The organism is Tardiphaga sp. 172_B4_N1_3, assembly GCF_052076035.1.
Lineage (GTDB): Bacteria > Pseudomonadota > Alphaproteobacteria > Rhizobiales > Xanthobacteraceae > Tardiphaga > Tardiphaga robiniae.
Genome location: NZ_CP197238.1, coordinates 1,828,599 through 1,850,046 on the forward strand (window position 1 = coordinate 1,828,599; position 21,448 = coordinate 1,850,046).

The window sequence follows — 21,448 nt, forward strand, 5'->3', positions numbered from 1 at the left end:
CCCCGGATCCCACTATCATTTGCGCTGTCAGCCCTGTCAGCGCCATCTCACATGCCCCATCGAAGCTAATTCACGATGGCGCGGTGCGAATCTTTCGATTCGAAGATAACACTGTCGCCTGATCAGCAAAGACAAAAAACGAACACAGTGACAGCTATGAACAGCTTGCGCTCAAACGAATCAGATGCGCATCAATTTCCGACGAATGGTCCGAGCGTTTCGCCGATATCATGGCGAATGACAAGGTCAGCGTGATCGTCCTGCTCGGTCGCCTCATTGTTGATGATAACAAGGCGTGCACCGGCATGTTTCGCCATCATCGGGAATCCCGCCGCGGGCCACACGACGAGCGACGATCCAATCGCAATGAACAGATCGCAGTGCTGCGATAGCTCAGCTGCGCGACGCATCTCATCTTCAGGCATCGCCTGACCGAATGAGATCGTCGCAGCCTTCACGGGCTCGCCGCATACCGTGCAGTCTGGCGCCTGGCTTTCAGAATCGAATCTGCTCTTCACCCAATCGAGCTCATAGCGCCTCGCGCAACCGATGCAGCGCGCATAGGTCGTATTGCCGTGCAGCTCGATCACAGCATCAGCCTTGAAGCCGGACGCTTGATGCAGGTTGTCGATGTTTTGGGTGATCACAGCGGGAATCTTGCCGGCCTTGTAGAGCGAGGCGAGCGCGCGATGCCCGCGACCAGGCTTGGCGGCAGCGAATGTCTCTTCCATCGCAAAGCGCCGGCGCCAGGCTTCATCGCGCGCATCCTGACTGGCGACGAACTCGTCGAACGGAATTGGCCGGTTACGGGTCCACAAACCACCAGGCGAACGGAAATCGGGAATGCCCGTTTCGGTCGAGATCCCCGCGCCGGTGAACGGCACGATGGTTCTGGCTTCGGCGATCATCTCGCCAAGACGATCCACGCCAGTGCGAAGGTCGGTTGCAATCATTGGAAGGTCCGAGAGGAAGTGATCCGACGACAATGCCGCAGACCGGGATCCGGTGCCATGCCGGGATCAACGCATGTTTCGCTTCGTCGCCACGTTTCCTGGATCTATTTCGCTTTGGCGCGTCCATTCCTTGCGGGCTTGTCGATCAAAAAGTCTTCCCGCTTGCGACCGGCGGCGATCTCCTTCGCGAGCCAGCCCGCTACACCGCCGCGCCCGGTCCAAGTCTCTCCCGTCTTGGGATGGCGATACTTCGCCGGAACCTTGATGCCTTTGACACGGCTGGTTTTGCCATCGACGCTTCTGATCTGTGCGAGTTGCGCCTGCAATTCGGCACGGTGGGCTTGCAGTTGCTTGTCGATATCCTCCCGCAATGCGAGGAGTTCGGGAACCGAAAGAGACTTGATATCAAGGGCCGGCATAAACAAGCTCCGATCAAATGCGTCCGCACTCCTTCCCAAGGCGCGCAAAATACGCGCCAGCGTGCGTCAATTAAATGAAATGCGGGCGGTGTCAAAACACCACATCAAAATCAAATATCGGGGCGAAGCTGAAATGAGCTCCGCCCTTAAGTAGTCAAATACCGATTTGCGAAATCTTTATGCAGCCCGCGAGACATCGGCGGAGAGCTCGCTCTTCGGCAGATCGTCCTTCTTCGGCTTTGCCACCGGCGTTGCCTGAGACTTCTTCACGGACTTGCCGTACTGCGCGAGCTTATCCAACTCGGCTTCGAGCTCAGACTGACGCGCAGCAACTTTTTCCGCCAGCTTGTCGGATGCATGATCGCGCAGTGCCGCAAGTTCCTCGATGCTCAGTGAGTCCAGATCGATCTTGGCCATGGAAATCTCCGTTTGTTCCGAACTAGCGGTAACATCCATGCGCCGCAAGCGCGGCAGCACGATCATCCACCGAAGACATCATGATGGATGCAATTCAATTGACGTCGAGCTCACGCTTCGCAGAGAATGGATGCGGGATTGGGGAAACGCGTCATGGCATCTTGGAAAGAAGAGCGTGACCGACTGGTCGCGCAGACGCTCGCATTCGTACAGGAGGTCGCCGCCGCGCATCCGGTCGCGGCCCAGCGACTGAACATCTGGCAACCGCCGAGCCACGCGCCGTCGCACGCGTCCGATTCAACGGAAACCGTCACCTCGCCTGCCACCGTGGACGCAGATCGTTTGATGGCTCCTGCTCTGATTGTACATGCGGCGAACGCGGCAATTGAAACCTCGGAGCGTAGTTCGCAGGACATTCCTGTTGCAGTTCCTACCAACGTGCCATCTCCTGCCCAGAGAGATCCGCTTTATTCGGGCCCATCTGAGCGGGCCGAGATCCTCAAGCGCGTTGCTTCGTTCAAGGCTCGCCAGGCCCAGATGATCCACGAGCGCGACGTCTACTACGAAGCCATGCAGACGCGTATCCGAACAACGCTGCGGAACGATTCCGGGCGCGACCGGTTGTAAAGCCGGAGCAGTTTCCCCTATGCTCTGTTTTCAGAAAGCCCCGTCCTCCCCCGGCGGGGCTTTCGCCTTGCGGGCTTCGGCTTGCTGGAGCTTCAACTCGAAGGGAGGTCCGTTGGTCCTGGCTATTTGCCGAGGTGTCGCCGCACGGCGGCAACCGAAGAGCCGACCTTTTCGATCGCGGCGTTCAATTCGGTCGGCGAGACGCTTAGCCGATAGGCCCAATAGTCGCGCTGGGTAGCGTCACTGGAATCGATCACCGGCGCCGGCCGGACGCCGCGTTCGGACGCCAGGACGACAGCGACTGGGACGAGACTGATCATGCCGGCAGGGTAACACGTCGCCCGTACAGCCCAAGCGAGCGCTCGCTCCAACGTTAACAGGCGATTGATGCGATCTCGGAAAGTCGTCCAGCCAAAGCAAGCCTTGCCGCGAGCGGCTACTGAACCACCGAGCCCAGCGAGGCCTGGATCTCATTGAGCGGGATGCAAAGCTTTTTGCGGCGCAGGCCGCGAATGGCGCCGGTGACCTTTAAGATCTTGCCGGCCGCACATGACCCGTCCTGGACCAGCGCGCTCTCATAAGGCGCCAGGATGAGCGGTTCAGCTGTCCGAATGGACTGAGCGGCGGAAGGTGTGGCCAACGCCACCAGAGAAATTCCGAAAGTCCCCAAAACCCAAAAACGCATGGTCGTCCCCAACACAGCAATACGCACCGGTCCAAGGGTAATCGTTCACGCCCTTCAATTTTTGCAGTCAGCTCTGCCCGAGCCGTTACCGCAATTATTGCCCCGGACCACCGCGAAACACAAAGCAATTTTCGCGCCGATTTCCGGTCTCAGCATAGGGTCAGAGCGTGACCTGCTCGTGACCGCACTCCTTGCAGGTGAAAGACACCCGCGCGACACCCTTTGGCGCCGAGACCTTGTTCGCCGCGCCGCACTTGCCGCAGGTCGTCATAATCCGTGTGTCGCCCTGCTTCACCACCAGCGCCTTGCGCTCCATAGTCTCGCGGATCAGACGCTCGGCCTCTTCGCGCATTGCCTGCTTGCTCATGCAGCTCTCCTGACAGACGCCGAAGCAAAAGGCCCCGAGCGAGCGGCCTTATAGCCGATGACGATGACACTCTCCATCGCGATCAAAATCGGGACCCCGGATCGCACCATTCCCTGCAGAATTTCCGTGCATTCCAATGTGCCGCAGCGAGATCCCGATGGACAGAATGGCTGACCTGAAGTAGAACAAATAGAGAACATCATTCGCCAATGTTTTATCGGGACGTCACAGGAATCGCCGGGTTGGCGGGGCATACGCGGCTGGAAAACAGGGAGACTGACATGGATTTGCAGGCACGTATCGACCTTTGGAAAAGCATCGATCCGGATCCGGAATTCTGCCGCAAGGCAGAACGAGAAATGCTGCTGTTGAGTTGTCAGGACGAAGACTGGGTCAATGCGCGGATGCGGGATTTCGAACAGGCGCTTGCGTTGGAGAGTGCTGAATAACGGAACCCTTTGGCATCGGCGGCGTTACGTCTGCGCTGGAACCTCCAACCTCGCTTCACAGCGGTGATGCGAGGTTTTGTTTTGCCGGTGATTCGGTGCGGGAGATCTCAGCTTGCGTGAGCGTCGCGCGCTGCGACTTATCCACCGGTCGCCTTGCAAAGATCGGATTGATGCCGCATTCGGCATCGATGCTCTCCTTGGGGAGCGAAACGAAGAGAAGAGAATGAACGAAGAAAGAATTTCAGCGGCACGCGCCGACATGGAACGCCGGGTGGCAGAATTTCGCGAGAAACAGGCGAAGTTCCAGCGCGAACGTGAAGACTATTACGAGACCACGATCGAAAAGGTACGGGCCACCGACTGGAACGAGTTCGTGACACCCCGTCAGGAGCGCCGCGTGCGGCACTAGCTACGATCTGCTCGCAGCAGCGACCAATAAAAAGCCCGCCATTTCTGGCGGGCTTTTTATTGAATGCGCGTCACGCGCGTGCAGCGCAATAGGCCCGAAGCAATGCTCCGGACCTTGATGTTGTTCAGCCCCTACCAATAACCATAGCTGCGATAGTAACGCGGGCCATAGGCATAGGGGCCGGGACCATAATAACCGCCATAGTAAGCCGGACGGTAATAGCGCGGTCGGTAATAGCCGTAGCCGGGACCGTAGCCATAATAGCGTGGGCCATATCCGTATCCGTACGGTCCGTACGCACCATAGGCCCCCGCGGCCAGCGCACCTGCGGCAATACCAAAGCCGATTGCGGGACCCGGTCCCCAACCTCTACCCCATCCGCGCGCTTCAGCAGGCGCCGTCATGGCGGTCGTGCCGATGGCTGCGACAGTGGCCAGGATCAATGCTGCCTTTTTCATGTGATACCCTTTCTGTTCACCACCGGCCAAATAACGCCAAGCTTTTTTGTTGGTTTCAGGGCCTGTAAGATTTCACCGCTCGGGTTCCAGACCGGAGGTGCGTCATGATGCCCATTCGCTATCGCCGTGCGCAGCTCGCACGCCAGCTTCAGGCCTTTCACGCGGCGCACCCCGAATTCATCCGAGAGCGGCTTCGCGCTTTCGACGAACACAACGGACGCGACAAGATGATTCCCGTGACGCATCGCAAAATGAAGCCGTCACCCTATACGCGTCGCTTGGCTGCGCTCCCCCGCGACAAGGCGCCGATTAGCTCGGGGTGAAGCCTTAACGCGCCCCATACCGCCTTCACGTTTCATTCACCATGAGGGGGCGGTTATCGGAACGGCTCGCAAAGCCGACGCTTTCCTCTCCATGAATGTACGCGGTGTCGCACGGACACGCGTGCGAGCAGTGGAGTAATGGCGATGATTGAACAGATCGCAAAGATCGACAAAGCGCTCGACGAATTGCTCGTCGGCCTCGGCCAGATGGTGCTGCGCCTGTCGAGTCCGCATGTCACACGCACGCGCGAAGAACGCGAGGCTCTTGTCCGCTCCGTCAATCAGTTCTCAACCTGCGCAGCCCGCTCCAGCGATCCGCGGGTCCTCAAGCTTGCCGACGACTTGCAAAATACGTTGAAGCCGCGCCTGCGTCTCGTGGCCAGTCGCTGACGACGCTGGGCTTCCCAAAACATTTGCAGGGCAACGACGTAGGAACGTTTCTCCCTTTTACCTGTTGGCCAGACACAACCAAAAGGGAGGCTCTACATGCCCATCGAAGCAAGTGAACAAGGTAACCTGATTGGCAGCGACAAGGTCGAAGGCACCGCAGTGTTCGGCGCTGACGACCAGAAGATCGGTTCAATCGAGCGCGTGATGATCGACAAGAAGAGTGGCCGGGTTTCCTACGCTGTGCTCAGCTTTGGCGGCTTTCTCGGCATCGGCGACGATCACTATCCCCTGCCCTGGCAGTCGCTGAAATATGATACCGCACTGGGCGGTTATCGCACTGGCGTAACGCAGCAGCAGCTGGAGAACGCTCCCAAATACGGCAACGACAATAGTTGGAATTGGGCTGACACATCGCGGGCCCGCGCGGTGAACGATTACTACGGCGTTCCCATGGGCATCTGACGCCCGGGATATACCACACAGCAGAACGGCACCCGATCGGGTGCCGTTCTTGTTTGTTCACCCAGTCCGATGCATCGGCACTCTAGTGCGCCAGTTCCTTGCGCACTGCCGCAGCCGCATTGCCGACTTTCTCCACCGCCGCCTGCAGCTTCTCGCGGGACACACCGAGCTGATGGGTCCAGTATTTCACCTCATGCGCCTCGTGCATGTTGATCTTGCTGCGATCCGGCTGACCCTTGTTCTTCCGGTCGTCCATCGTCGTCGGCCTCTTCAATTAACTGGTTGATATAAATGGCGAGCTGCTCGCCGGCGTCATTGAAATCTTCGTCCACGCAAGGTGTCCCATATGCCGTTTGGTGAGTGCAAAACATGCACGACTGTGACTTGTTCCGGGCGCCGCTCACCTGCCACACAAGTAATCGTTCAAATGCCGGAGATTCCGCCAACCCGGCTTTAACTGCACTTCCAGAGCTCGGAGAACCCAATCGCACCCGCGGCATTATGGGAGATGATGTCCACAGCCCTTGTCGTTCAAACCGTCGAACTGAGGCCGAACCCGCCGCCTTACGGTCGGCTGTCATTGCGCAAGGGGGCATGGGACCAGTTGCAGGCGAAACGGGCCTATGACGACCATCACGAGCCGCCGGAGGCGCCGGTCGAGCTCGACAAGAAGGTCTGAGGTTAGCCACCAGTCCCGCCGGCGATCCACGCTCTATTGCGAAACGCCCCCACCAATGCCGACGCTCCCGCCGACCCTGATGCAGGTCGACGTCCCCTCAACCTGGACGAAGCCCGCGCCGTATTGCTTACACGGATCTGGTTTTCGTGGTGCCGGCGTCATGCTCTGCTTCGTTGCCACTGGCTTCTTCGACGCCGCAGCGAAGGCCTGCAGCGGGATGACAGCGATCAGCAGTCCAACAACGATAATTCTCATGGTCTTCCCTCGCCGCTTGTATGCGGTCGCATAGCTCATTGGAACGAATGCCGCAGTGCGGTGTTTCCATGGCATGGGACCGAGAGAAGAAGATAATGGTGTATTGCTGCTCAGCGCGGTCGCGCTTGTCTGCGGAATGATCGCCTTCGTACCGTGGGTCCTCGAGCCGACCCCCGCTGTTGCAAGCAAAAACACCCAGCGTGTCGCCTATGAGCGACCTGTGTCGCAAGAGCCGGTGCGCGTGATCATGCCCTTTAGCCCGAACACCACGCCAAGCCAGCGTTGACGCCTTGCTTGGCTAGTTGGCAGCCACAGGCTGGCCGGCGGTACGAGTGAGCTTGTCGGCTTTCAGCAGGACATGGTCCGTTGCCGGCTGCGGCCGGGCGAAGAAGCTCACCGCGACAAAGGCTGTGCAGAACAGAAATCCCACCAGCATCACCCGTCGATGCGTCGGCTTGTCGGCATTGTGAAACGAAGCGGACATGGTCACTCCCTCGATGGGAAATGAATAGCTCACTCTTATTTCCGCGCAATCATACTCTGGTTTTAACCTAACCGATGAAGGTTACTTGGCCGATCGGATTTTAACGAAGCCGTTGTGGACTGTTAATTTCCGGCGCTCCCGCGATCAAACTAAACTACAGGCCGCATCGTGAAGCGCTCCTGCCTGGTTCGTTACTTCCTCGGCGTGTTACTTCTTATCGACGTTGTCCTGCGAGATCGGGGGAGCGCAGGTCTCCTTCGCATACTTCTCAGCGAGTTCGAATATTTCGCGACGGCGCTCCGGCTCGTTAATGGTGAGGTAAGTCACAACCATTTTTAAGGCCTCCTCGTCCGAAGCCCTTCCAAACCGCCACACGAGTAACACTCCCAAGTTGTACAGAAAGGTTTCGGAACCTTTCCCTGTACGTTGAATTGAATGCCCATCAATATACGCAATATTACGATCAGTTGGCCAATAAGTTCCGGGAGCGGTGATGATTGTCGGTCGGCCCATCTCGGAGATCTGCAGGGAGCTCGCCATCTCGGCGCAGGCGAGCCATCAGACAGTTCTCGCGCAGATCCTGCGGATGGCTTCGCTCGAAGCCGCCCAGAGCGGCGTGCGTCATCATGAAGGCGATTCCAGTATCCAGGATCGATTGGTCGGCACGTGGGACTGGGACATCGCCAATGACCGCGTCTATGCAGACAGCAAATTCGCCCGTCTGTTCGGCGTCAATGCGGATTTGGCCTCGCGGGGCACGCCATTACAAGACTGGCTGGATGCCATTCATCCGGACGACATCGATGATGTCGCCGCCGCTATCAATCGCTCACTGACGACCGGTCAGGTGTTCTCCCGTGAATATCGCGTCGTCTCTCACGGCGACACGCATTGGGTCTATGCGCGCGGCAAGTGCACGCTCGATTCGTCGGGCAAGGCGGTTCGGTTTCCCGGCGCCATCGTCGACATTACGCGGGAGAAGATCGATGACCATCATTTCAGCATCGTCCCGACCTAGTCCCGTACGGTTCGAGATTGCCCTTTACGACAGCGTTGCCGATAAAATGCTGCGGTCACGGCTTAATACATCGTCGCCGGGAACGTAGTCTTGCGCTGCCGGTTATGCCCGCATGGCAAGGAAATTTTTTAGCGTCGTCGTCGTTCGCTCCGTCGAGGAATCCGTGGAGATCGTCGTGGAGGCCAAGAGCGCCGATGACGCCCATGTGGCGGCCATTCAGCATTTGCAAAAAAACGGTGACGAATATGCGTGGGAGAAGCCGCGCAAGGATTTGACCGTCTGGCACAAGCGGGAAATCGATACGCCCGCCATCGTGGATGTCAGCGCCTGAGGGAACGCTCTTCACAATTCAGATGGTGCGCCCTCTTTCTCAAGACGACATCTGCCATTTGTCTTGTTTAGCTGCTATGGCAAGCGCCGCTGCCCTAGTGGTTGCACGCTTGTGTCGATCCCATGGAGACAATCCCAATGCGCTACCTTCACACCATGCTGCGCGTCCGCAATCTGGATGCGGCCCTGAAATTCTATGCCGATGCGCTCAAGCTCAAGGAAGTCCGCCGGGTCGACAACGACAAGGCGAAATTCACTCTGGTGTTCTTGTGCGCCGCCGAAGACGAGGCGTTACTTGCCAAGACCAAGGGACGAGGCGCGCCGCTGGTCGAACTCACTTACAACTGGGACGAAGAGAAATATGGCGAGGATCGCTATTTCGGTCATCTCGCTTATGAGGTCGACGACATCTATGCGACCTGCGACCGGTTGATGAAGCTCGGCATCACCATCAATCGTCCGCCGCGCGATGGCCAGATGGCCTTCGTGCGATCGCCCGATCTGCATTCCATCGAGCTTCTGCAGAAAGGCGACGCACTGCCGCCGCAGGAGCCATGGTCGTCAATGCCCAACACCGGACATTGGTAACTCACAAAACGCATCGCTGCAGGTGCAGCGGTGGAACGCCATGAGCAGTGCCGCGTTGTTGATGCGATACTGATTTCATGGAGGCTGAGACAATGGGACGTGGAATTCTGCTCTGGCTGCTGGGTGTACCGATTCCGGTGATCATTCTGCTGTGGCTCTTCTTCGGTCGCTGACGCCTCCCAAGCTGAACCCATGAACAGGCCTCGCTCACGCGGGGCCTGTTTCGTTTGCGGGCTCGCTCCTTTGTGAGAGGTCAGCACGAGACCGGCCTTGCGATGGCGGCGCGTTGCTGGCTAAACCTGCGGCGCTTATTCGCCAGCGAGGTTCATCGTGTCACAGACTCCCACTCCATCCCTGCAGATCTGGGGCCGCGCCAATTCGGTCAATGTGCAAAAGGTTCTGTGGTGCTGCCATGAACTCGACGTCGCCTATGAGCGCATCGATGCCGGCATGCAATTTGGCCGCAACAGCGAGGTCGACTATCTGGCGATGAATCCCAACGGCCGCGTGCCCACCTTGGTGCAAGGCGATTTCGTGCTGTGGGAATCCAATTCCATCATGCGCTATGTCGCCCTGGCCTATGGCGCTACATCAACGCTCTATCCATCCGCCCCCAAGGTGCGCGCCGGGATGGAGCGCTGGCTCGATTGGACGCTGACGACATTGCAGCCGGCCGAGCGCCCGTTGTTCTGGGGACTGGTGCGGACGCCCGTCGCCGACCGCGACATGGCCGCGCTGCAGAAAGCCGCGGACGCCAATGCGGCGCTGTGGGAGATGGTCGACCGGCAGCTCTCCCGTCAGACCTGGATGGAAGGCGACGATTTCAGCCTCGCCGATATCGCCATCGGTTGCTACGCGCGGCGCTGGTTCGGCGTCGAGGGTGTCACGCGCCCTGCACTTCCGCATCTGCAACATTGGTATCAGGTGATCTCGGCACGGCCTGGCTTCCAGACCTATGTCGCGCCGCCGCTCTCCTGAGCGCAGGCGTTCGCTTGAACGTTAGTTCAACGAACGTTCGAGCAGCAGGATGCCCATGATCAACACCAGCGTGATCCCGGCCACGACCAGGCGCATGGTCCAGTTCATGCCACGGCCGATCCACCACAGCAGCGCGCAGCCCATCAATACGGGAATGACGATATCGGGGCGCACGATGGTGGAGCCCTACGCGATGAAGCGAACGCCCAGCGTCTTGCCGCGGCGCCAGACCACTTCACACGTACGCCCGGTGCGTGCGTCGCGCGAGAAGGCCAGCTTCATCTTGTTGGGGACCGACGTGGGATCGTCGACGACGACTTTCGCGCCGGAGGCCGAGAGATCCAGCACATTGCATTGCCGGGCCGCGAATCCACCGTCCAGCGTGATCCATGCGGCCTGGTGTACGGACCGGCGTGTGTCGCGTTTTTTCGTCACTGCCATCGCATCACTCCACGCCCCCGGGAGAGAGCCTTAAGCCCGCATGCTTTAAGAACCGTTGAGAGGTGCAGAAGAGTTCGAAATGTCCTGTGCACAAGGTCCGTGCGCCGCGCATGGGGATCATCCACCTGATCCCTCACCGCCCACTTGCCGACCTGAACAAACGTCACTATACGTTCGGCCGCTGGCACCAAACTGATTTGCTTTCGGTCGGTGCCGCCCGCGATAGATCAGCCCTAAAGCTTTGATGTTGCGGCGATTTTAGAAATAGCCGTGCAGAACCGCGGTATCCTTGGCCTGATTTCGGGCCGCTGGATCGGCCGGGGTTTTTTGCTCCCTTCGTCTATCGGTTAGGACGCCACCCTTTCACGGTGGAGAGAGCGGTTCGATTCCGCTAGGGAGCGCCATTCGCGCACTGCCCTGGGTTAGGCCACGTTATTGCCACCCGAGCCTTATTTTCGTTGAACTTGGCCGCGAACCTCCCGAAATTCACGCGTTCTGGATGGTTTTGTCGCGGATTGGAACGATCACACGCCATAGGACTTCGAGCTTCATGGTCGAAATCATGCCGAGCGCTTCCCAGCACAGTTACGCGTCCGAACCCAGTCACACCTGGCGCATTAGCCAACAGCCGATCATGGTTGCGGCTGCGGCCCTGTTTCTGGTCGTGATCGGCATCGGCGGCATCTTCACGTGGCGCAGCTACAGCGGCGCAACGCCGGAGCCGGAGCGGCTCACCGCATCGCGCCTGCAACAGGCCCGTGTGGCGCAGGCGTCCGAACAGCTGATCGAAAAGACCAAAGGCATCGAGGCCACGCAGCAGCAGTCGATCGATCAGCTTCAGGTCGTGCAGGATCAGTTGCAGACCATGCAGCGTCTGATGACAGCGCAGCAGAACGAAGCGCGCAAGCTCAACGAGCAGGTTGGCGCCCTCACCTCCACGCTCGACACTCTCCGGCAGTCTTTTGCCAGCACCTCGGCGACTGACGACAAGCCTGCCGCGCGAGAGCAGCCGCGCCGCTCACGCTCCCGCGCCGCGGCAAGCAAGGGCCGTCAGAAGATGAAGATCGTTGTGCAGCGCAAGCGCCCCGGGGCGCGCGGCTAAGCCATCCCGCGCGATTGCTTCCGAGCACACCTGAACTGCTTGTACTCTCCACAGCACCGCGCCTAGTCTGTCTGGCCGAACGCAATCTGCACTGCTCAAGGTGCGAGATCATGCGATACCGGCAGGGAGCGAGACATGAAGCATGACGGCGGCGATCACCTTCACGCGCACGACAGCGCGATGACCGAGAAATACGGCAACACCACACTGGCAACACTCCGCAAGATCTACGGCAAGTTTTTCGCAGCCGGGCATCCCGACACGCTCACACTCAGCGAAGTGCTGCCGAAGCTCAACGACACGTCGCTCAGTCAGCTCCGCCGCGATCACGACACCGGGCATCTCAAGAAGAAGATCTCGAAGGCCGCGTGATGCGAGACGTTGGCGCTGGGGCTACAACGCCTTGCGCAGCAACATCACGGTCAGCACGATCACGACGACCGGTGCTCCGAATGTCACCGGGAGCAACCATGGACTGTCGGCGTCGATGAGTGTGCCGGGGATGACGCCGATCAAGGCGTGATCGACGATCCAGACCATTGCTGACACGATACTGGCAGTTTCGAACTTCAGACGCGGCATGCCGGCGATGCCCGCGACGCTGGTGACCAGTGCGCGCGCCGGCCCGATATGGTAGCCGACCATGATCGCCGCGATGCCGTAGCGCTCGAATAGCCCGCGTACCCGCGCCACCAGTTGCTGACGCGATTGGAGCATCCGCATCTCCAGCAGTCGCGGCCCGCACCGCTTGCCGAGCTCATAGGACACGCTCATGCCGAGCACCGCGCCGCCGATGGCCCAAAGGACGAAAGTCCAGGACACCACGCCGGCGCCGATCAGCACCCCCGTCGCCGTCACGATGGCCGCAGCCGGAACGACGAAACTGGAGCCGACTAGACATCCGAAGAAGGCGATGACGAAACCGAGCGGTCCAGCCAAATCGGCTTGCGCCGCGATCAGCGCCGAGATTTTCTGAATAATGTCCATCAGGGTGGGATTCCGACCGGCACGCTGTGTTCAGGCTGTGTTTCGTCCATCACCAGCAATGAAACAAAACCGCGGTCGAAGAAACCGTTTCCTCGCCTCCGCGCAAACCGCCTGAAGCGAACGCCCTCTATCCCATCACTCCAACGACGCGCCGATCGGCGCACGGATGGACACAAGATCGAGGGACACACGATGACATTCACCACCGCGAAGCTCGCCGCCGCCACCGTTCTTGCATTCGGCATGCTGACCACCGTCTGCCACGCCTACAGCGCCGAGCAGGAACAGCTTTGCACGGGCGATGCGATGCGTCTCTGTAGTTCGGAGATCCCGGATGTCGATCGCGTCACGGCTTGCATGATCCGCAACAAGTCTCAGCTTAGCGACGGCTGCAAGTCGGTGTTCGCACCCGCTTCGGCCTACCAGCCAGCATCGCTGCGGACCTCGAAGCCGGTCAATCTGGTGCCGGCCCGGATTCGCTGACGCCTAGCGCCGGCGCGCCACGGCGACGCCCAGCAGAAAAGCAACCAGCAGCGACCCCAGCGGCGCTTCCCGCGCCACATTGGCCAGGATGCTCAACGGCATCCCTGGCTTCTTGCCGGACTCGATGGCACCGCCGATGCGGTGCGCGGTCTCGGTCACCGCCTCTTTCACATCCGTGATCGTTTCTGTGATTGTCGACCTGGCCTCAGGCACGGGCTCGACGCCTTCGTAGATGTAGGGGGGTGTCTTTGCGTCGTCGGCCATGGTCATTTCCCGTGCAGTATGAGCTGTGTCAGCCCAATCGACCGAACACTGATTGGTTCCGGCCCTGGCCCGGGCCCGCTCGCTTCTCTTTTGTCGCAGGCGGCTCCCGCAAGAGTCACTCTTTCCGGTCTGCCCGGCCGTCTATAATTAAGTTCCATGAACCTGCTCGAATCGCTCCCCACCGTGATCGGTATCGCCGCCGTGGCACCAGCTTTGCTGTTGCTGTGGCTGGTGATTGCTGCCGATGAACGGCCGGGACCGCCCGGGTTGGTCTGGGCGTCATTCCTGCTGGGGGCCGCCAGCATCTCCCTGCTCGGCTATGCCCGCGCGCTGTTCGCGGCAATTCCGGGCCTTACGGACAACCCGACCCTGGCCATGGTGCTCCACGCCGTGTTTGGCGTCGCCGCGCCGGAGGAGATCGTGAAGATCTTCGTCATCATCGCGGTGTCCACCCAGCGCGCCCGGACGGCCGATCCGATGGACACGGTGGTTTACGGCGCCGCCGCCGGCCTCGGCTTCGCAGCCTACGAGAATCTCGTCTATCTCCTGCAATATCCCGACATGTGGCGGACGCTCGCGGTGCTGCGCAGCGTGCTGACCGTGCCATTTCACGGCGCGCTCGGCGTCATCGCCGGCGCTTACATCGCCATCACCCGTTCCGGCCGCGCGCTCGGCGCCCATCGCCGCGACGGCTGGGCTTTTATTCGCACGCCCATGCTCATTGTTCTCGCGCCGGTGACGCTGCATGCCTGTTTCGATCTTCCTTTGCTGACGCTGCAGCGTCATCCGGAAATCGTCGGCGTGATGCGCCGCGTGCTGGAAGCTGCCGGCGTGGTGATCGGCTTCGGCACCATTGCGCTGGCGGCGCGGCTGGTCCGGCGGATCGGCGCGCATCATGCACCGCATACGGAGGTGTCACGCGAGAGGCTCAGCCAGTTGCGCGGCATGTGGGCACTGCTGGTTGCCGGCGGCGGTGCGGGCTTTGCCGGCACGGCCTTTTTGCTGACTTCGATTCATCACTGGTTTACGAACCCGGCGCGCAACGTCACCATGGTGCTGATCCCGCTCGGTCTGGCATCGATCGCCATCGGCGCCGTGCTGCTGGTGCTGACGACGACAGCCTATATTCTCGGGCGCAACCGCATGCGCACGGCCGCACCGGCCATGACCGCGCAGTCGTAACGTTCAAGACCTCACGCGACATTCGAGCTATTCCCGATCAACAAACTTGCACGCTTCCGCGTGTGAGCGGATAAATGCAAGGTACGGCCAGCATGCTGCCGGCCAGATCAGGACATGCCGCCATGACCATGCCGCCCAACCTCGCCGAGCTGCAATCGAAGATGAGCGACGCCGTGCGCGCGCATTGGAAGGCATTTCTGATCGAGGGCATCGTGCTGGTGATCCTCGGCTTCGCCGCGATGATCGTGCCGCAGGTGGCCAGCATCGCCGTCACCGTCATGCTGGGCTGGATGTTCTTCATCTCGGGCGTTGCAGCGCTGCTGATGACCTTCTGGGCCCGTCAGACACCAGGATTCATCTGGTCGCTGATTTCAGCAATCCTCGGCATCGGCGCCGGCATCATTCTGCTTACGCGCCCGGCCGAAAGCACGCTGACACTGACATTCGTGGTTGGCGTCTATTTCCTCGCCGAGGGCGTAGCGACCATCATGTACGCGCTCCAGCATCGCAAGGAGCTGTCCGAGCGCTGGAGCTGGATGGCCTTCTCCGGTCTGATCGATATCGTGATCGCCTTCATCATCATCTCGGGCCTGCCCGGCACGGCAGCCTGGGCCATCGGCTTGATGGTCGGCATAAATCTGGTGATCGGCGGCGCTTCGCTGATCGGCTTGGCGATGGCCGCCCGCAAGAAGGCCTGACCCCGCCAACTGTCTGCAGGGACTCAGCAGCCCTTGCAGATATTCTTGATCATGCGATCAAGCTCGCGATCCTGCGCGTCGATGCGGGACGGATCGTTCTTGCCGGTCTCCGGCGGCAAATCGCCTGGGCGCGGCTGGCGATGGCCGACGGGAGCCTCTGGCAGAGCACCGCCGCTGTTGGTCTGTGTGGTCGGCTGCGAGCGCAGGCCCTTGGGTGGCAGGTTGCGGGACGAATCCTGCGCCAGAGCCAGCGAATGGCCGAGAACGAACAGGCCTGCCGTCATCACGAACAATGTTTTCATTTTTTGTCTCCGACACCAGGTGGCGCGTGTAAGCCGATCGCTACGGCTTCGGTGGATAGATATGAACGTCGCCGCAGTAATCCACCACACGATAGACCGATTCCGCAGAAGCTTCACCGTCAGGCTTGAGGTTGACTGAAGAATTCTCGGACAAATATTCGGGACCGATCGGCGCCTTGCCATAACCGCCGGGAATATCGAGCACATAATCCGGCTGGCACAATCCGGAAACATTGCCTCGAATGGCGCGCATCAAGGCCTGTCCCTCCGCGATGCTGGTGCGCAAATGTGCGGTGCCAGGCGCGAGGTCGCCGTGATGCAGATAATAGGGCTTGATGCGGCACTCGACGAAACCGCGCATCAGTGCCGTCAGCGTCGCCGCATCGTCATTGACGCCGCGCAGCAATACCGACTGGCTCACCATGGGAATGCCGGCATCCACCATAAGCGCGCAGGCCGCACGTGCAGCATCCGTCAGCTCGCGCGGATGATTGGCATGCAGCGCCACCCATGTGCTGGCACCCGTGACTTTCAATGCCTCCACCATTTCCGCACTCACGCGGCCGGGATCAGCCACGGGGACCCGCGTATGCAATCGAATGATCTTTACATGCGGGATATCAGCGAGATCCGCCATGATCTCGCTCAATCGCCGCGGCGACAGCATCAGGGGATCGCCGCCGGTGAGGATTACCTCCCAGATCTCGTCATGACTGCGGATGTAATCCAGCGCCGCTGCATAAGCCTCACGCGACAGCGCGGTCTCCTTGCCCGGCCCCACCATCTCGCGGCGGAAACAGAACCGGCAATACACCGCGCAGACATGTACCAGCTTGAACAGCACACGGTCGGGATAACGATGCACGATGCCGTCGATGGGCGCGTGGGCGTGATCACCGATCGGATCAGCGTTCTCTTCGGGCTGCGCGTTCAGTTCATCCACACTCGGAATGTACTGGCGCGCGATCGGATCGTCAGGATCGCTGCTGTCGATCAGTGCGGCTACGGCCGGCGTCACCGCGACCGCATAACGCGCGGCGACTTTCTCCAGATCGGCCAGCGTCGAGGCTGGCGCGAGACCGTTTTCGATGAGGTCGCTGGCTTGCCGCAGGGTCGTCGCAACTTTCACGTGACGGTTCATGACACACCTGCCGGCGGCGTCCACACCACCTGATCGATCCGCGTCGCGCCCGAGGCCAGCATCACCAGCCGGTCGAAGCCGAGTGCAACGCCGGATGCAGGCGGCATCGTTGCGACGGCCTCAAGAAACTCCTCATCGAGCGGATAGCGCTCGCCATAGCGACGCTCTTTTTCGTCCATCGCTTCCGTGAAGCGGCGGCGCTGTTCGTCAGCGTCGGTCAACTCGCCGAAACCGTTGGCGAGTTCTACACTGCACGCATAGACCTCAAACCGCTCAGCCACGCGTCGGTCGCCTTCTTTGGTGCGCGCCAATGCGGCCTCCGGCGCCGGATATTCGAACAGCACAGTCATCCGTCCCTGCCCGAGATGCGGCTCGACATACTCGACCAGAATCTTGCTGAAAATATCCGACCAGGTATCGTCATCGCTGATCCGTACCTTGCCAGTTGCAGCAGCCGCCAGCTTAGCGCGATCGCCCTCGGCGCCATCGATGCTCGCAAGCAAATCTATATCCGCAAAACGCGTGAACGCCGCTGCCACGGTCAACATCTCCGGCTCGGCGAACGGATCGGCAACCTGACCGCGAAACGTGAACTGCTTGATGCCCGTCGCCTGCGCGGCGCGTGCAATGATCGCCACGCAATCGGCAATCACAGCCTCGTAGCTCTCCTCGGCACGATACCATTCGAGCATCGTGAATTCAGGCAGGTGCTTGTCGCCGCGCTCACGGTCGCGAAACACCCGGGCGAATTCGAAGATCATCGTCTCCCCCGCCGCCAGCAGCTTCTTGCAGGCGAATTCCGGCGATGTTCGTAAATACCGCGAGAACCGCTCGCCATCGCGGTCGATCAATGTCGTCTTTGGCGCATGCAGGTGGGTCTCATTGCCCGGTGAGACCTGCAGGACGCCAGTCTCGACCTCCAGGAAGCCCTGAGCCTCGAACCACGTCCGGATACCCTTCGTGATCGCTCCCCGCGCCAGCAGGAAGCCCCGGCGGTCCTGATGTCGCGCCGGGCTCCACCAGGGCGACGGACGGTCGGTTCCAGTCATCGGCAAACAGCCCTTTTGGGTTGCAAAACGCTGGCATCGCCGCGTGAAATCAGTATGTTGCCCCCCGAAACCGCTTCGCTGGCCACAGGACACACACGTCCGGATCGGTCCCGGGCCTGAAATCTAGGAAACATATCTGTGAAAGTCATCGCCAGTTCTATTCGCAAGGGCAACGTCATCGAGCAGGAAGGCAAGCTCTACGTGGTTCTGTCCGCGGAGAACATCCACCCCGGCAAGGGAACCCCGGTCAGCCAGATCGAAATGCGCCGAATCAGCGACGGTGTGAAGATCTCGGAGCGCTACAAGACCACTGACCAGGTGGAAAAGGCGACGATTGAAGACCAAAACTTCAATTACCTCTACAAGGATGCCGACGGCTTCCATTTCATGAACAACGACAATTACGACCAGGTTCAGGTGCAGAAGGACGTCATCGGCGATGCCGAGCCCTATCTGCAGGAGAACATGACCGTAAAGCTGTCGCTGCATGGTCTGGTTCCGGTGGCGATCCAGATGCCGCAGCGCGCGACCCTCGAAGTCGTCGATACCGAACCGGTCACCAAGGGCCAGACCGCATCGTCGTCCTACAAGCCTGCGATGCTGTCCAACGGCGTCCGCACCAACGTGCCGCCGCATGTCGGCACCGGCACACGCATCGTGGTGCTGATCGAGGACGGCTCGTACATCGAGCGCGCCAAGGACTAAAGGATCCCGGCTGTCGCAAGACTGCCGCAAGTTTTTCGCAAGACCGCCGGACGCCCGAAAATGGCTTCCGGCGGTCTTTTTTATACATGATATCAATCCGTTGATTGCGTTGACGCGCCGCGACGCATTGCCCCTGCCATGGCGCAAATCATGCGGCTACAGTGGCGCATGACCGCACGCGATTCCCTGATCGACCGACGCAGCCTGCTCCGCTCCGGCCTGGGTGCCGGCGCGCTGCTGGCCCTACCCGGGACCGCCTTTGCGGCGCCTCCGGGCTTCGACGCGTGGCGCGACGGCTTTCGTGCAAAGGCAATTGCCAAAGGCGTCTCCGACGCGACCTATTCGCGCGTGATGGGCCGTATCGAGCCGGACATGTCCGTGTTCACCAAGATGCAGAAGCAGCCGGAATTTCACGAGCAGCTCTGGCAATACATCAACCGCCGCGCCTCCGACTGGCGCATCGCCGCCGGCAAGGAAGCGCTGCGCAAGTATGACGGCGTGTTCGACCGTATCGAGCGCGACTTCGGCGTCGAGCGGGGCACATTGCTGGCGCTGTGGGGCGTCGAGTCCGCCTATGGCGATCCCATCGTGCAGCAGAACCACATGCGCCCGGTGTTTCCCTCACTCGCGGCGCTCGCATGGAACGAGCCGCGCCGCCGCGCCTATTGGGAAACCGAACTCATCAACGCGCTGAAGATCGTCGATAAGGGCTGGGGCACGCCCGACGAGATGCGCGGCTCCTGGGCCGGTGCAATGGGCCACACGCAATGGATGCCGGAAGTCTGGCTCAATGTCGGCATCGACTATGACCGCGACGGCCGCGTCTCGCCGTTCGGCAAGCCTGACGATGCGCTGGGCTCAAGCGCACGCTTCCTCGTCAATCGCGGCAAATATCCGCGCGGCGAACACTGGGGCTATGAAGTCCGCGCCAATGGCGCCGGCTCATCGGATAGCAATCGCAGTTTTGCAGCATGGTCCGCAGCCGGCGTTACGCGCGCCGATGGACAGCCGTTCCCGCAGGCCACTGCAAATGCCAAGCTCTGGGTGCCTGTGCAGGGCGGTCCGGCCTTCCTGCTCGGCCAGGGCTTCTACGCCGTGCGCAGCTATAACCCGTCGATGAATTATGCGCTGGCGATCTGCCATCTCGGCGATCGCATTCTCGGCGCGCCGCCTTTCATCCAGCCGTTCCCCGGCTCGGAACGCGCGCTCACACTCGCCGAAGTGCAGGAAGTACAAACTCGCCTCACCCGCGCCGGCTTCGACACCGGCGGCACCGATGGCCGCGTCGGCAACGACACGATGAAAGCGGTGAAGGACTATCAAACGAAGATGGGTCTGCTGCCGGCGGATGGCTATGGCGGGCTGAAGGTGCTCGCGCGGTTGCGGCAAGGCGGCTGAGCCGTTCTGTCAAATGCCCGCCATCCGCTGCGGATCGACGTAACGATCGTAGTCTTCACCCGAGAGCAGTCCTAGCGTGATCGCTGCTTCGCGCGGTGTGATGGACTCGTCCAGCGCCTTGGCTGTGATGAGCGCGACCTTGTCGTAGCCGATCACCGGATTGAGCGCTGTCGCGAGCAGCGGCGCGTTGGCGACATTCGCGGCGAGCTGTCGCCGATCGACGTCGAGATCGCGGATCAATCGGGACGTAAAGACATCGACGCCATCGGCGAGGATGCGGATCGACTGCAAGACGTTGTAGATGATCACCGGCTTGGCAACGTTGAGCTCGAAATTGCCGGATGCGCTGGCTGAGGTGACGACGGCGTTGTTACCCGTCACCTGAAAACACACCTGCGCAAGCATCTCAGCGATGGTGGGATTGCGTTTGCCTGGCATGATCGACGACGTCAGCCCGTCATGCGGGATGACGAGCTCACCAAGCCCGCAGCGCGGACCCGAACCGAGGAAGCGCACGTCGTTCGCGATCTTCAGCAGCGTGACGGCAAGGCCATTGAGCGCGCCGGACACTTCGACAAGCGCGTCATGCGCGCCCATGCCTTCGAACTTGCTCGGGTTCGGGACGAACGTAACGCCGGTCAGTGCGTTCAGGTGCTCGCAAAAGGCGCTGTCGAATCCCTTTGGCGCATTGAGCCCCGAGCCGACGGCCGTGCCGCCCTGGGGCAGCATCAGCAGACGCGGAAACACTGCTTCGATGCGGTCAATCGCATGGCCGATCTGGCGGGCGAAGGCATCGAATGCCTGCCCCATGGTCATCGGCACGGCATCCATCAGATGCGTGCGCCCTATCTTCACGACGTCGGAGAACGCGTCCGCCTTGGCGCGAAGATCATCGCGTAGCGTCTTTAAGGCCGGGAGCAAACGCCCGCGCAACTCCAGCGCCGTTGCCACATGCATCACGGTCGGAAAGCTGTCGTTCGATGACTGTGAGCAATTGACGTGATCGTTGGGATGAACGGGTGATTTGGTCCCAAGCGGCTGGCCCAGCAATTCATTGGCGCGGTTTGCGATCACCTCATTGGCGTTCATGTTGGTCTGGGTGCCGGAGCCAGTCTGCCAGATCGGCAACGGGAAATGATCGTCGAAACGGCCTTGCTGAAGTTCGAGTGCCGCTGCTTCGATCGGCGCTGCGATCTCCGGCGCGATCGTCCCGAGTTGCAGATTGGCGCGAACGGCCGCGATCTTCTGCAGGGCGAATGCACGGATCAGCGCGACCGGGAAACGCTCATCGCTAACCTGGAAGACCTCAAGCGCGCGTTGGGTCTGCGCGCCCCAATAGCGATCCTTCGGCACCGCGATAGCACCGAAGGCGTCATGTTCCGTGCGAACGTCACTCACGAGTCTC

Annotated in this window: 36 protein-coding genes and 1 tRNA gene; 18 read left to right on the top strand and 19 right to left on the bottom strand. The window is 60.6% G+C overall.

The window, feature by feature from the left end:
• Window positions 1-191 precede the first annotated feature (191 nt).
• The 3 genes from AB7783_RS08395 to AB7783_RS08405 form a co-directional block, all read right to left on the bottom strand.
• Entirely contained in the window at window positions 192-953 is a 762-nt protein-coding gene (locus tag AB7783_RS08395; protein WP_441277370.1) for an SIR2 family NAD-dependent protein deacylase, read from the bottom strand.
• A 104-nt stretch (window positions 954-1,057) separates the two neighbouring features.
• Window positions 1,058-1,372: an H-NS histone family protein gene (locus AB7783_RS08400; RefSeq protein ID WP_120289604.1), complete on the bottom strand. Its 315-nt coding sequence runs from the start codon at window positions 1,370-1,372 to the stop codon at window positions 1,058-1,060.
• A gap of 177 nt (window positions 1,373-1,549) precedes the next feature.
• Window positions 1,550-1,855, bottom strand: a complete 306-nt coding sequence (locus tag AB7783_RS08405) for a hypothetical protein (RefSeq protein ID WP_441277371.1) — start codon at window positions 1,853-1,855, stop codon at window positions 1,550-1,552.
• Between the two features lie 87 nt (window positions 1,856-1,942).
• Between AB7783_RS08405 and AB7783_RS08410 the strand changes: the two genes are divergently transcribed.
• Window positions 1,943-2,416, top strand: a complete 474-nt coding sequence (locus tag AB7783_RS08410; protein ID WP_441277372.1) for a hypothetical protein — start codon at window positions 1,943-1,945, stop codon at window positions 2,414-2,416.
• Between the two features lie 122 nt (window positions 2,417-2,538).
• Here the strand turns inward: AB7783_RS08410 and AB7783_RS08415 are convergent, their stop codons facing one another.
• The 3 genes from AB7783_RS08415 to AB7783_RS08425 all read right to left on the bottom strand — a co-directional run bounded on the left by AB7783_RS08415 (window position 2,539) and on the right by AB7783_RS08425 (window position 3,468).
• On the bottom strand, window positions 2,539-2,736 hold the full coding sequence (locus AB7783_RS08415) for a DUF3606 domain-containing protein (RefSeq protein WP_089264248.1): 198 nt from the start codon (window positions 2,734-2,736) through the stop codon (window positions 2,539-2,541).
• Between the two features lie 116 nt (window positions 2,737-2,852).
• Complete coding sequence (locus AB7783_RS08420; protein ID WP_139212548.1) at window positions 2,853-3,101, bottom strand: DUF6719 family protein; 249 nt, start codon at window positions 3,099-3,101, stop codon at window positions 2,853-2,855.
• A 160-nt stretch (window positions 3,102-3,261) separates the two neighbouring features.
• The gene (locus tag AB7783_RS08425) at window positions 3,262-3,468 is read right to left on the bottom strand and encodes a hypothetical protein (protein ID WP_089264246.1); all 207 of its coding nucleotides are present in this window, start codon (window positions 3,466-3,468) and stop codon (window positions 3,262-3,264) included.
• 281 nt (window positions 3,469-3,749) lie between these two features.
• On the opposite strand from AB7783_RS08425, the gene AB7783_RS08430 reads away from it, so the two are divergent.
• Together AB7783_RS08430 and AB7783_RS08435 are read left to right on the top strand one after the other, a co-directional pair.
• Entirely contained in the window at window positions 3,750-3,917 is a 168-nt protein-coding gene (locus AB7783_RS08430; protein WP_158550333.1) for a hypothetical protein, read from the top strand.
• Between the two features lie 223 nt (window positions 3,918-4,140).
• Window positions 4,141-4,326 (top strand): hypothetical protein, encoded by a 186-nt coding sequence (locus AB7783_RS08435; protein ID WP_139069921.1) that lies wholly within the window; start codon window positions 4,141-4,143, stop codon window positions 4,324-4,326.
• 131 nt (window positions 4,327-4,457) lie between these two features.
• On the opposite strand, the gene AB7783_RS08440 is transcribed toward AB7783_RS08435, so the two are convergent.
• Window positions 4,458-4,784 carry a hypothetical protein gene (locus AB7783_RS08440; RefSeq protein WP_089264243.1) on the bottom strand — a complete coding sequence of 109 codons (327 nt, stop codon included), beginning with the start codon at window positions 4,782-4,784 and terminating at the stop codon, window positions 4,458-4,460.
• Window positions 4,785-5,251: 467 nt separating this feature from the next.
• On the opposite strand from AB7783_RS08440, the gene AB7783_RS08445 reads away from it, so the two are divergent.
• Both AB7783_RS08445 and AB7783_RS08450 read left to right on the top strand, forming a co-directional pair.
• Window positions 5,252-5,497: a hypothetical protein gene (locus AB7783_RS08445; protein ID WP_081422011.1), complete on the top strand. Its 246-nt coding sequence runs from the start codon at window positions 5,252-5,254 to the stop codon at window positions 5,495-5,497.
• A 96-nt stretch (window positions 5,498-5,593) separates the two neighbouring features.
• A complete protein-coding gene (locus tag AB7783_RS08450) occupies window positions 5,594-5,959 on the top strand; it encodes a PRC-barrel domain-containing protein (RefSeq protein ID WP_089264240.1) in 366 nt (121 codons plus the stop codon).
• 82 nt (window positions 5,960-6,041) lie between these two features.
• On the opposite strand, the gene AB7783_RS08455 is transcribed toward AB7783_RS08450, so the two are convergent.
• A complete protein-coding gene (locus AB7783_RS08455; protein WP_120289587.1) occupies window positions 6,042-6,215 on the bottom strand; it encodes a DUF3606 domain-containing protein in 174 nt (57 codons plus the stop codon).
• Between the two features lie 255 nt (window positions 6,216-6,470).
• Here AB7783_RS08455 and AB7783_RS08460 point away from each other — a divergent pair, with 255 nt between their 5' ends.
• Window positions 6,471-6,638, top strand: coding sequence for a hypothetical protein (locus AB7783_RS08460; protein ID WP_158596795.1), 168 nt, complete (start codon window positions 6,471-6,473; stop codon window positions 6,636-6,638).
• A 33-nt stretch (window positions 6,639-6,671) separates the two neighbouring features.
• Here the strand turns inward: AB7783_RS08460 and AB7783_RS08465 are convergent, their stop codons facing one another.
• The 3 genes from AB7783_RS08465 to AB7783_RS08475 all read right to left on the bottom strand — a co-directional run bounded on the left by AB7783_RS08465 (window position 6,672) and on the right by AB7783_RS08475 (window position 7,710).
• On the bottom strand, window positions 6,672-6,893 hold the full coding sequence (locus tag AB7783_RS08465) for a hypothetical protein (RefSeq protein WP_147421636.1): 222 nt from the start codon (window positions 6,891-6,893) through the stop codon (window positions 6,672-6,674).
• Between the two features lie 298 nt (window positions 6,894-7,191).
• The gene (locus AB7783_RS08470; RefSeq protein ID WP_147421635.1) at window positions 7,192-7,377 is read right to left on the bottom strand and encodes a hypothetical protein; all 186 of its coding nucleotides are present in this window, start codon (window positions 7,375-7,377) and stop codon (window positions 7,192-7,194) included.
• 207 nt (window positions 7,378-7,584) lie between these two features.
• On the bottom strand, window positions 7,585-7,710 hold the full coding sequence (locus AB7783_RS08475; protein ID WP_283805494.1) for a hypothetical protein: 126 nt from the start codon (window positions 7,708-7,710) through the stop codon (window positions 7,585-7,587).
• Window positions 7,711-7,870: 160 nt separating this feature from the next.
• Here AB7783_RS08475 and AB7783_RS08480 point away from each other — a divergent pair, with 160 nt between their 5' ends.
• The 4 genes from AB7783_RS08480 (at window position 7,871) to AB7783_RS08495 (ending at window position 10,291) form a co-directional block, all read left to right on the top strand.
• Window positions 7,871-8,395, top strand: coding sequence for a PAS domain-containing protein (locus AB7783_RS08480; protein WP_439071778.1), 525 nt, complete (start codon window positions 7,871-7,873; stop codon window positions 8,393-8,395).
• Between the two features lie 163 nt (window positions 8,396-8,558).
• On the top strand, window positions 8,559-8,726 hold the full coding sequence (locus AB7783_RS08485; RefSeq protein ID WP_244558297.1) for a hypothetical protein: 168 nt from the start codon (window positions 8,559-8,561) through the stop codon (window positions 8,724-8,726).
• A 137-nt stretch (window positions 8,727-8,863) separates the two neighbouring features.
• Window positions 8,864-9,313, top strand: coding sequence for a VOC family protein (locus tag AB7783_RS08490; RefSeq protein ID WP_441277373.1), 450 nt, complete (start codon window positions 8,864-8,866; stop codon window positions 9,311-9,313).
• 330 nt (window positions 9,314-9,643) lie between these two features.
• Window positions 9,644-10,291 carry a glutathione S-transferase family protein gene (locus AB7783_RS08495; protein ID WP_441277374.1) on the top strand — a complete coding sequence of 216 codons (648 nt, stop codon included), beginning with the start codon at window positions 9,644-9,646 and terminating at the stop codon, window positions 10,289-10,291.
• Window positions 10,292-10,312: 21 nt separating this feature from the next.
• Here the strand turns inward: AB7783_RS08495 and AB7783_RS08500 are convergent, their stop codons facing one another.
• Entirely contained in the window at window positions 10,313-10,465 is a 153-nt protein-coding gene (locus tag AB7783_RS08500) for a hypothetical protein (RefSeq protein WP_158596794.1), read from the bottom strand.
• A gap of 12 nt (window positions 10,466-10,477) precedes the next feature.
• Window positions 10,478-10,732: a PilZ domain-containing protein gene (locus AB7783_RS08505; protein ID WP_175368958.1), complete on the bottom strand. Its 255-nt coding sequence runs from the start codon at window positions 10,730-10,732 to the stop codon at window positions 10,478-10,480.
• 329 nt (window positions 10,733-11,061) lie between these two features.
• On the opposite strand from AB7783_RS08505, the gene AB7783_RS08510 reads away from it, so the two are divergent.
• The 3 genes from AB7783_RS08510 (at window position 11,062) to AB7783_RS08520 (ending at window position 12,206) form a co-directional block, all read left to right on the top strand.
• A tRNA-Glu gene (locus AB7783_RS08510) sits at window positions 11,062-11,136 on the top strand.
• A gap of 158 nt (window positions 11,137-11,294) precedes the next feature.
• A complete protein-coding gene (locus AB7783_RS08515; RefSeq protein WP_120290300.1) occupies window positions 11,295-11,834 on the top strand; it encodes a hypothetical protein in 540 nt (179 codons plus the stop codon).
• A 135-nt stretch (window positions 11,835-11,969) separates the two neighbouring features.
• Window positions 11,970-12,206: a hypothetical protein gene (locus AB7783_RS08520; protein ID WP_441277375.1), complete on the top strand. Its 237-nt coding sequence runs from the start codon at window positions 11,970-11,972 to the stop codon at window positions 12,204-12,206.
• A gap of 21 nt (window positions 12,207-12,227) precedes the next feature.
• On the opposite strand, the gene AB7783_RS08525 is transcribed toward AB7783_RS08520, so the two are convergent.
• Complete coding sequence (locus AB7783_RS08525; RefSeq protein WP_441229731.1) at window positions 12,228-12,821, bottom strand: DedA family protein; 594 nt, start codon at window positions 12,819-12,821, stop codon at window positions 12,228-12,230.
• A 192-nt stretch (window positions 12,822-13,013) separates the two neighbouring features.
• Between AB7783_RS08525 and AB7783_RS08530 the strand changes: the two genes are divergently transcribed.
• Window positions 13,014-13,304, top strand: coding sequence for a hypothetical protein (locus AB7783_RS08530; RefSeq protein WP_199712062.1), 291 nt, complete (start codon window positions 13,014-13,016; stop codon window positions 13,302-13,304).
• A 3-nt stretch (window positions 13,305-13,307) separates the two neighbouring features.
• Here the strand turns inward: AB7783_RS08530 and AB7783_RS08535 are convergent, their stop codons facing one another.
• Window positions 13,308-13,568 carry a hypothetical protein gene (locus AB7783_RS08535; RefSeq protein WP_068736902.1) on the bottom strand — a complete coding sequence of 87 codons (261 nt, stop codon included), beginning with the start codon at window positions 13,566-13,568 and terminating at the stop codon, window positions 13,308-13,310.
• 156 nt (window positions 13,569-13,724) lie between these two features.
• On the opposite strand from AB7783_RS08535, the gene AB7783_RS08540 reads away from it, so the two are divergent.
• Complete coding sequence (locus tag AB7783_RS08540; RefSeq protein ID WP_120289484.1) at window positions 13,725-14,750, top strand: PrsW family glutamic-type intramembrane protease; 1,026 nt, start codon at window positions 13,725-13,727, stop codon at window positions 14,748-14,750.
• Between the two features lie 122 nt (window positions 14,751-14,872).
• Window positions 14,873-15,448 (top strand): HdeD family acid-resistance protein, encoded by a 576-nt coding sequence (locus AB7783_RS08545; protein WP_441277376.1) that lies wholly within the window; start codon window positions 14,873-14,875, stop codon window positions 15,446-15,448.
• Window positions 15,449-15,471: 23 nt separating this feature from the next.
• Here AB7783_RS08545 and AB7783_RS08550 read toward each other — a convergent pair whose 3' ends face one another.
• Genes AB7783_RS08550 through epmA form a run of 3 tightly spaced genes read right to left on the bottom strand, consistent with a single transcriptional unit; the run spans window position 15,472 to window position 17,940 of the window.
• A complete protein-coding gene (locus AB7783_RS08550) occupies window positions 15,472-15,750 on the bottom strand; it encodes a hypothetical protein (RefSeq protein ID WP_081422013.1) in 279 nt (92 codons plus the stop codon).
• 40 nt (window positions 15,751-15,790) lie between these two features.
• Window positions 15,791-16,891, bottom strand: coding sequence for a lysine-2,3-aminomutase-like protein (locus AB7783_RS08555; protein WP_441277377.1), 1,101 nt, complete (start codon window positions 16,889-16,891; stop codon window positions 15,791-15,793).
• A complete protein-coding gene (gene epmA / locus AB7783_RS08560; protein WP_441277378.1) occupies window positions 16,888-17,940 on the bottom strand; it encodes an EF-P lysine aminoacylase EpmA in 1,053 nt (350 codons plus the stop codon). Before epmA ends, AB7783_RS08555 begins: the two co-directional genes overlap by 4 nt.
• Window positions 17,941-18,078: 138 nt before the next feature.
• Between epmA and efp the strand changes: the two genes are divergently transcribed.
• Entirely contained in the window at window positions 18,079-18,645 is a 567-nt protein-coding gene (gene efp, locus AB7783_RS08565; protein WP_068736546.1) for an elongation factor P, read from the top strand.
• Between the two features lie 168 nt (window positions 18,646-18,813).
• Window positions 18,814-20,043: a lytic murein transglycosylase gene (locus AB7783_RS08570; RefSeq protein ID WP_441277379.1), complete on the top strand. Its 1,230-nt coding sequence runs from the start codon at window positions 18,814-18,816 to the stop codon at window positions 20,041-20,043.
• 9 nt (window positions 20,044-20,052) lie between these two features.
• Here the strand turns inward: AB7783_RS08570 and AB7783_RS08575 are convergent, their stop codons facing one another.
• Window positions 20,053-21,441 (bottom strand): class II fumarate hydratase, encoded by a 1,389-nt coding sequence (locus tag AB7783_RS08575; RefSeq protein WP_441277380.1) that lies wholly within the window; start codon window positions 21,439-21,441, stop codon window positions 20,053-20,055.
• Window positions 21,442-21,448: the final 7 nt, after the last annotated feature.

Coding starts and splice junctions, on each gene's coding strand:
- AB7783_RS08395 (WP_441277370.1), bottom strand. CDS start 953: ATGATTGCAACCGACCTTCGCACTGGCGTGGATCGTCTTGGCGAGATG.
- AB7783_RS08400 (WP_120289604.1), bottom strand. CDS start 1,372: ATGCCGGCCCTTGATATCAAGTCTCTTTCGGTTCCCGAACTCCTCGCA.
- AB7783_RS08405 (WP_441277371.1), bottom strand. CDS start 1,855: ATGATCGTGCTGCCGCGCTTGCGGCGCATGGATGTTACCGCTAGTTCG.
- AB7783_RS08410 (WP_441277372.1), top strand. CDS start 1,943: ATGGCATCTTGGAAAGAAGAGCGTGACCGACTGGTCGCGCAGACGCTC.
- AB7783_RS08415 (WP_089264248.1), bottom strand. CDS start 2,736: ATGATCAGTCTCGTCCCAGTCGCTGTCGTCCTGGCGTCCGAACGCGGC.
- AB7783_RS08420 (WP_139212548.1), bottom strand. CDS start 3,101: ATGCGTTTTTGGGTTTTGGGGACTTTCGGAATTTCTCTGGTGGCGTTG.
- AB7783_RS08425 (WP_089264246.1), bottom strand. CDS start 3,468: ATGAGCAAGCAGGCAATGCGCGAAGAGGCCGAGCGTCTGATCCGCGAG.
- AB7783_RS08430 (WP_158550333.1), top strand. CDS start 3,750: ATGGATTTGCAGGCACGTATCGACCTTTGGAAAAGCATCGATCCGGAT.
- AB7783_RS08435 (WP_139069921.1), top strand. CDS start 4,141: ATGAACGAAGAAAGAATTTCAGCGGCACGCGCCGACATGGAACGCCGG.
- AB7783_RS08440 (WP_089264243.1), bottom strand. CDS start 4,784: ATGAAAAAGGCAGCATTGATCCTGGCCACTGTCGCAGCCATCGGCACG.
- AB7783_RS08445 (WP_081422011.1), top strand. CDS start 5,252: ATGATTGAACAGATCGCAAAGATCGACAAAGCGCTCGACGAATTGCTC.
- AB7783_RS08450 (WP_089264240.1), top strand. CDS start 5,594: ATGCCCATCGAAGCAAGTGAACAAGGTAACCTGATTGGCAGCGACAAG.
- AB7783_RS08455 (WP_120289587.1), bottom strand. CDS start 6,215: ATGGACGACCGGAAGAACAAGGGTCAGCCGGATCGCAGCAAGATCAAC.
- AB7783_RS08460 (WP_158596795.1), top strand. CDS start 6,471: ATGTCCACAGCCCTTGTCGTTCAAACCGTCGAACTGAGGCCGAACCCG.
- AB7783_RS08465 (WP_147421636.1), bottom strand. CDS start 6,893: ATGAGAATTATCGTTGTTGGACTGCTGATCGCTGTCATCCCGCTGCAG.
- AB7783_RS08470 (WP_147421635.1), bottom strand. CDS start 7,377: ATGTCCGCTTCGTTTCACAATGCCGACAAGCCGACGCATCGACGGGTG.
- AB7783_RS08475 (WP_283805494.1), bottom strand. CDS start 7,710: ATGGTTGTGACTTACCTCACCATTAACGAGCCGGAGCGCCGTCGCGAA.
- AB7783_RS08480 (WP_439071778.1), top strand. CDS start 7,871: ATGATTGTCGGTCGGCCCATCTCGGAGATCTGCAGGGAGCTCGCCATC.
- AB7783_RS08490 (WP_441277373.1), top strand. CDS start 8,864: ATGCGCTACCTTCACACCATGCTGCGCGTCCGCAATCTGGATGCGGCC.
- AB7783_RS08505 (WP_175368958.1), bottom strand. CDS start 10,732: ATGGCAGTGACGAAAAAACGCGACACACGCCGGTCCGTACACCAGGCC.
- AB7783_RS08515 (WP_120290300.1), top strand. CDS start 11,295: ATGCCGAGCGCTTCCCAGCACAGTTACGCGTCCGAACCCAGTCACACC.
- AB7783_RS08520 (WP_441277375.1), top strand. CDS start 11,970: ATGAAGCATGACGGCGGCGATCACCTTCACGCGCACGACAGCGCGATG.
- AB7783_RS08525 (WP_441229731.1), bottom strand. CDS start 12,821: ATGGACATTATTCAGAAAATCTCGGCGCTGATCGCGGCGCAAGCCGAT.
- AB7783_RS08530 (WP_199712062.1), top strand. CDS start 13,014: ATGACATTCACCACCGCGAAGCTCGCCGCCGCCACCGTTCTTGCATTC.
- AB7783_RS08535 (WP_068736902.1), bottom strand. CDS start 13,568: ATGGCCGACGACGCAAAGACACCCCCCTACATCTACGAAGGCGTCGAG.
- AB7783_RS08540 (WP_120289484.1), top strand. CDS start 13,725: ATGAACCTGCTCGAATCGCTCCCCACCGTGATCGGTATCGCCGCCGTG.
- AB7783_RS08545 (WP_441277376.1), top strand. CDS start 14,873: ATGACCATGCCGCCCAACCTCGCCGAGCTGCAATCGAAGATGAGCGAC.
- AB7783_RS08550 (WP_081422013.1), bottom strand. CDS start 15,750: ATGAAAACATTGTTCGTGATGACGGCAGGCCTGTTCGTTCTCGGCCAT.
- AB7783_RS08555 (WP_441277377.1), bottom strand. CDS start 16,891: ATGAACCGTCACGTGAAAGTTGCGACGACCCTGCGGCAAGCCAGCGAC.
- epmA (WP_441277378.1), bottom strand. CDS start 17,940: ATGACTGGAACCGACCGTCCGTCGCCCTGGTGGAGCCCGGCGCGACAT.
- AB7783_RS08570 (WP_441277379.1), top strand. CDS start 18,814: ATGACCGCACGCGATTCCCTGATCGACCGACGCAGCCTGCTCCGCTCC.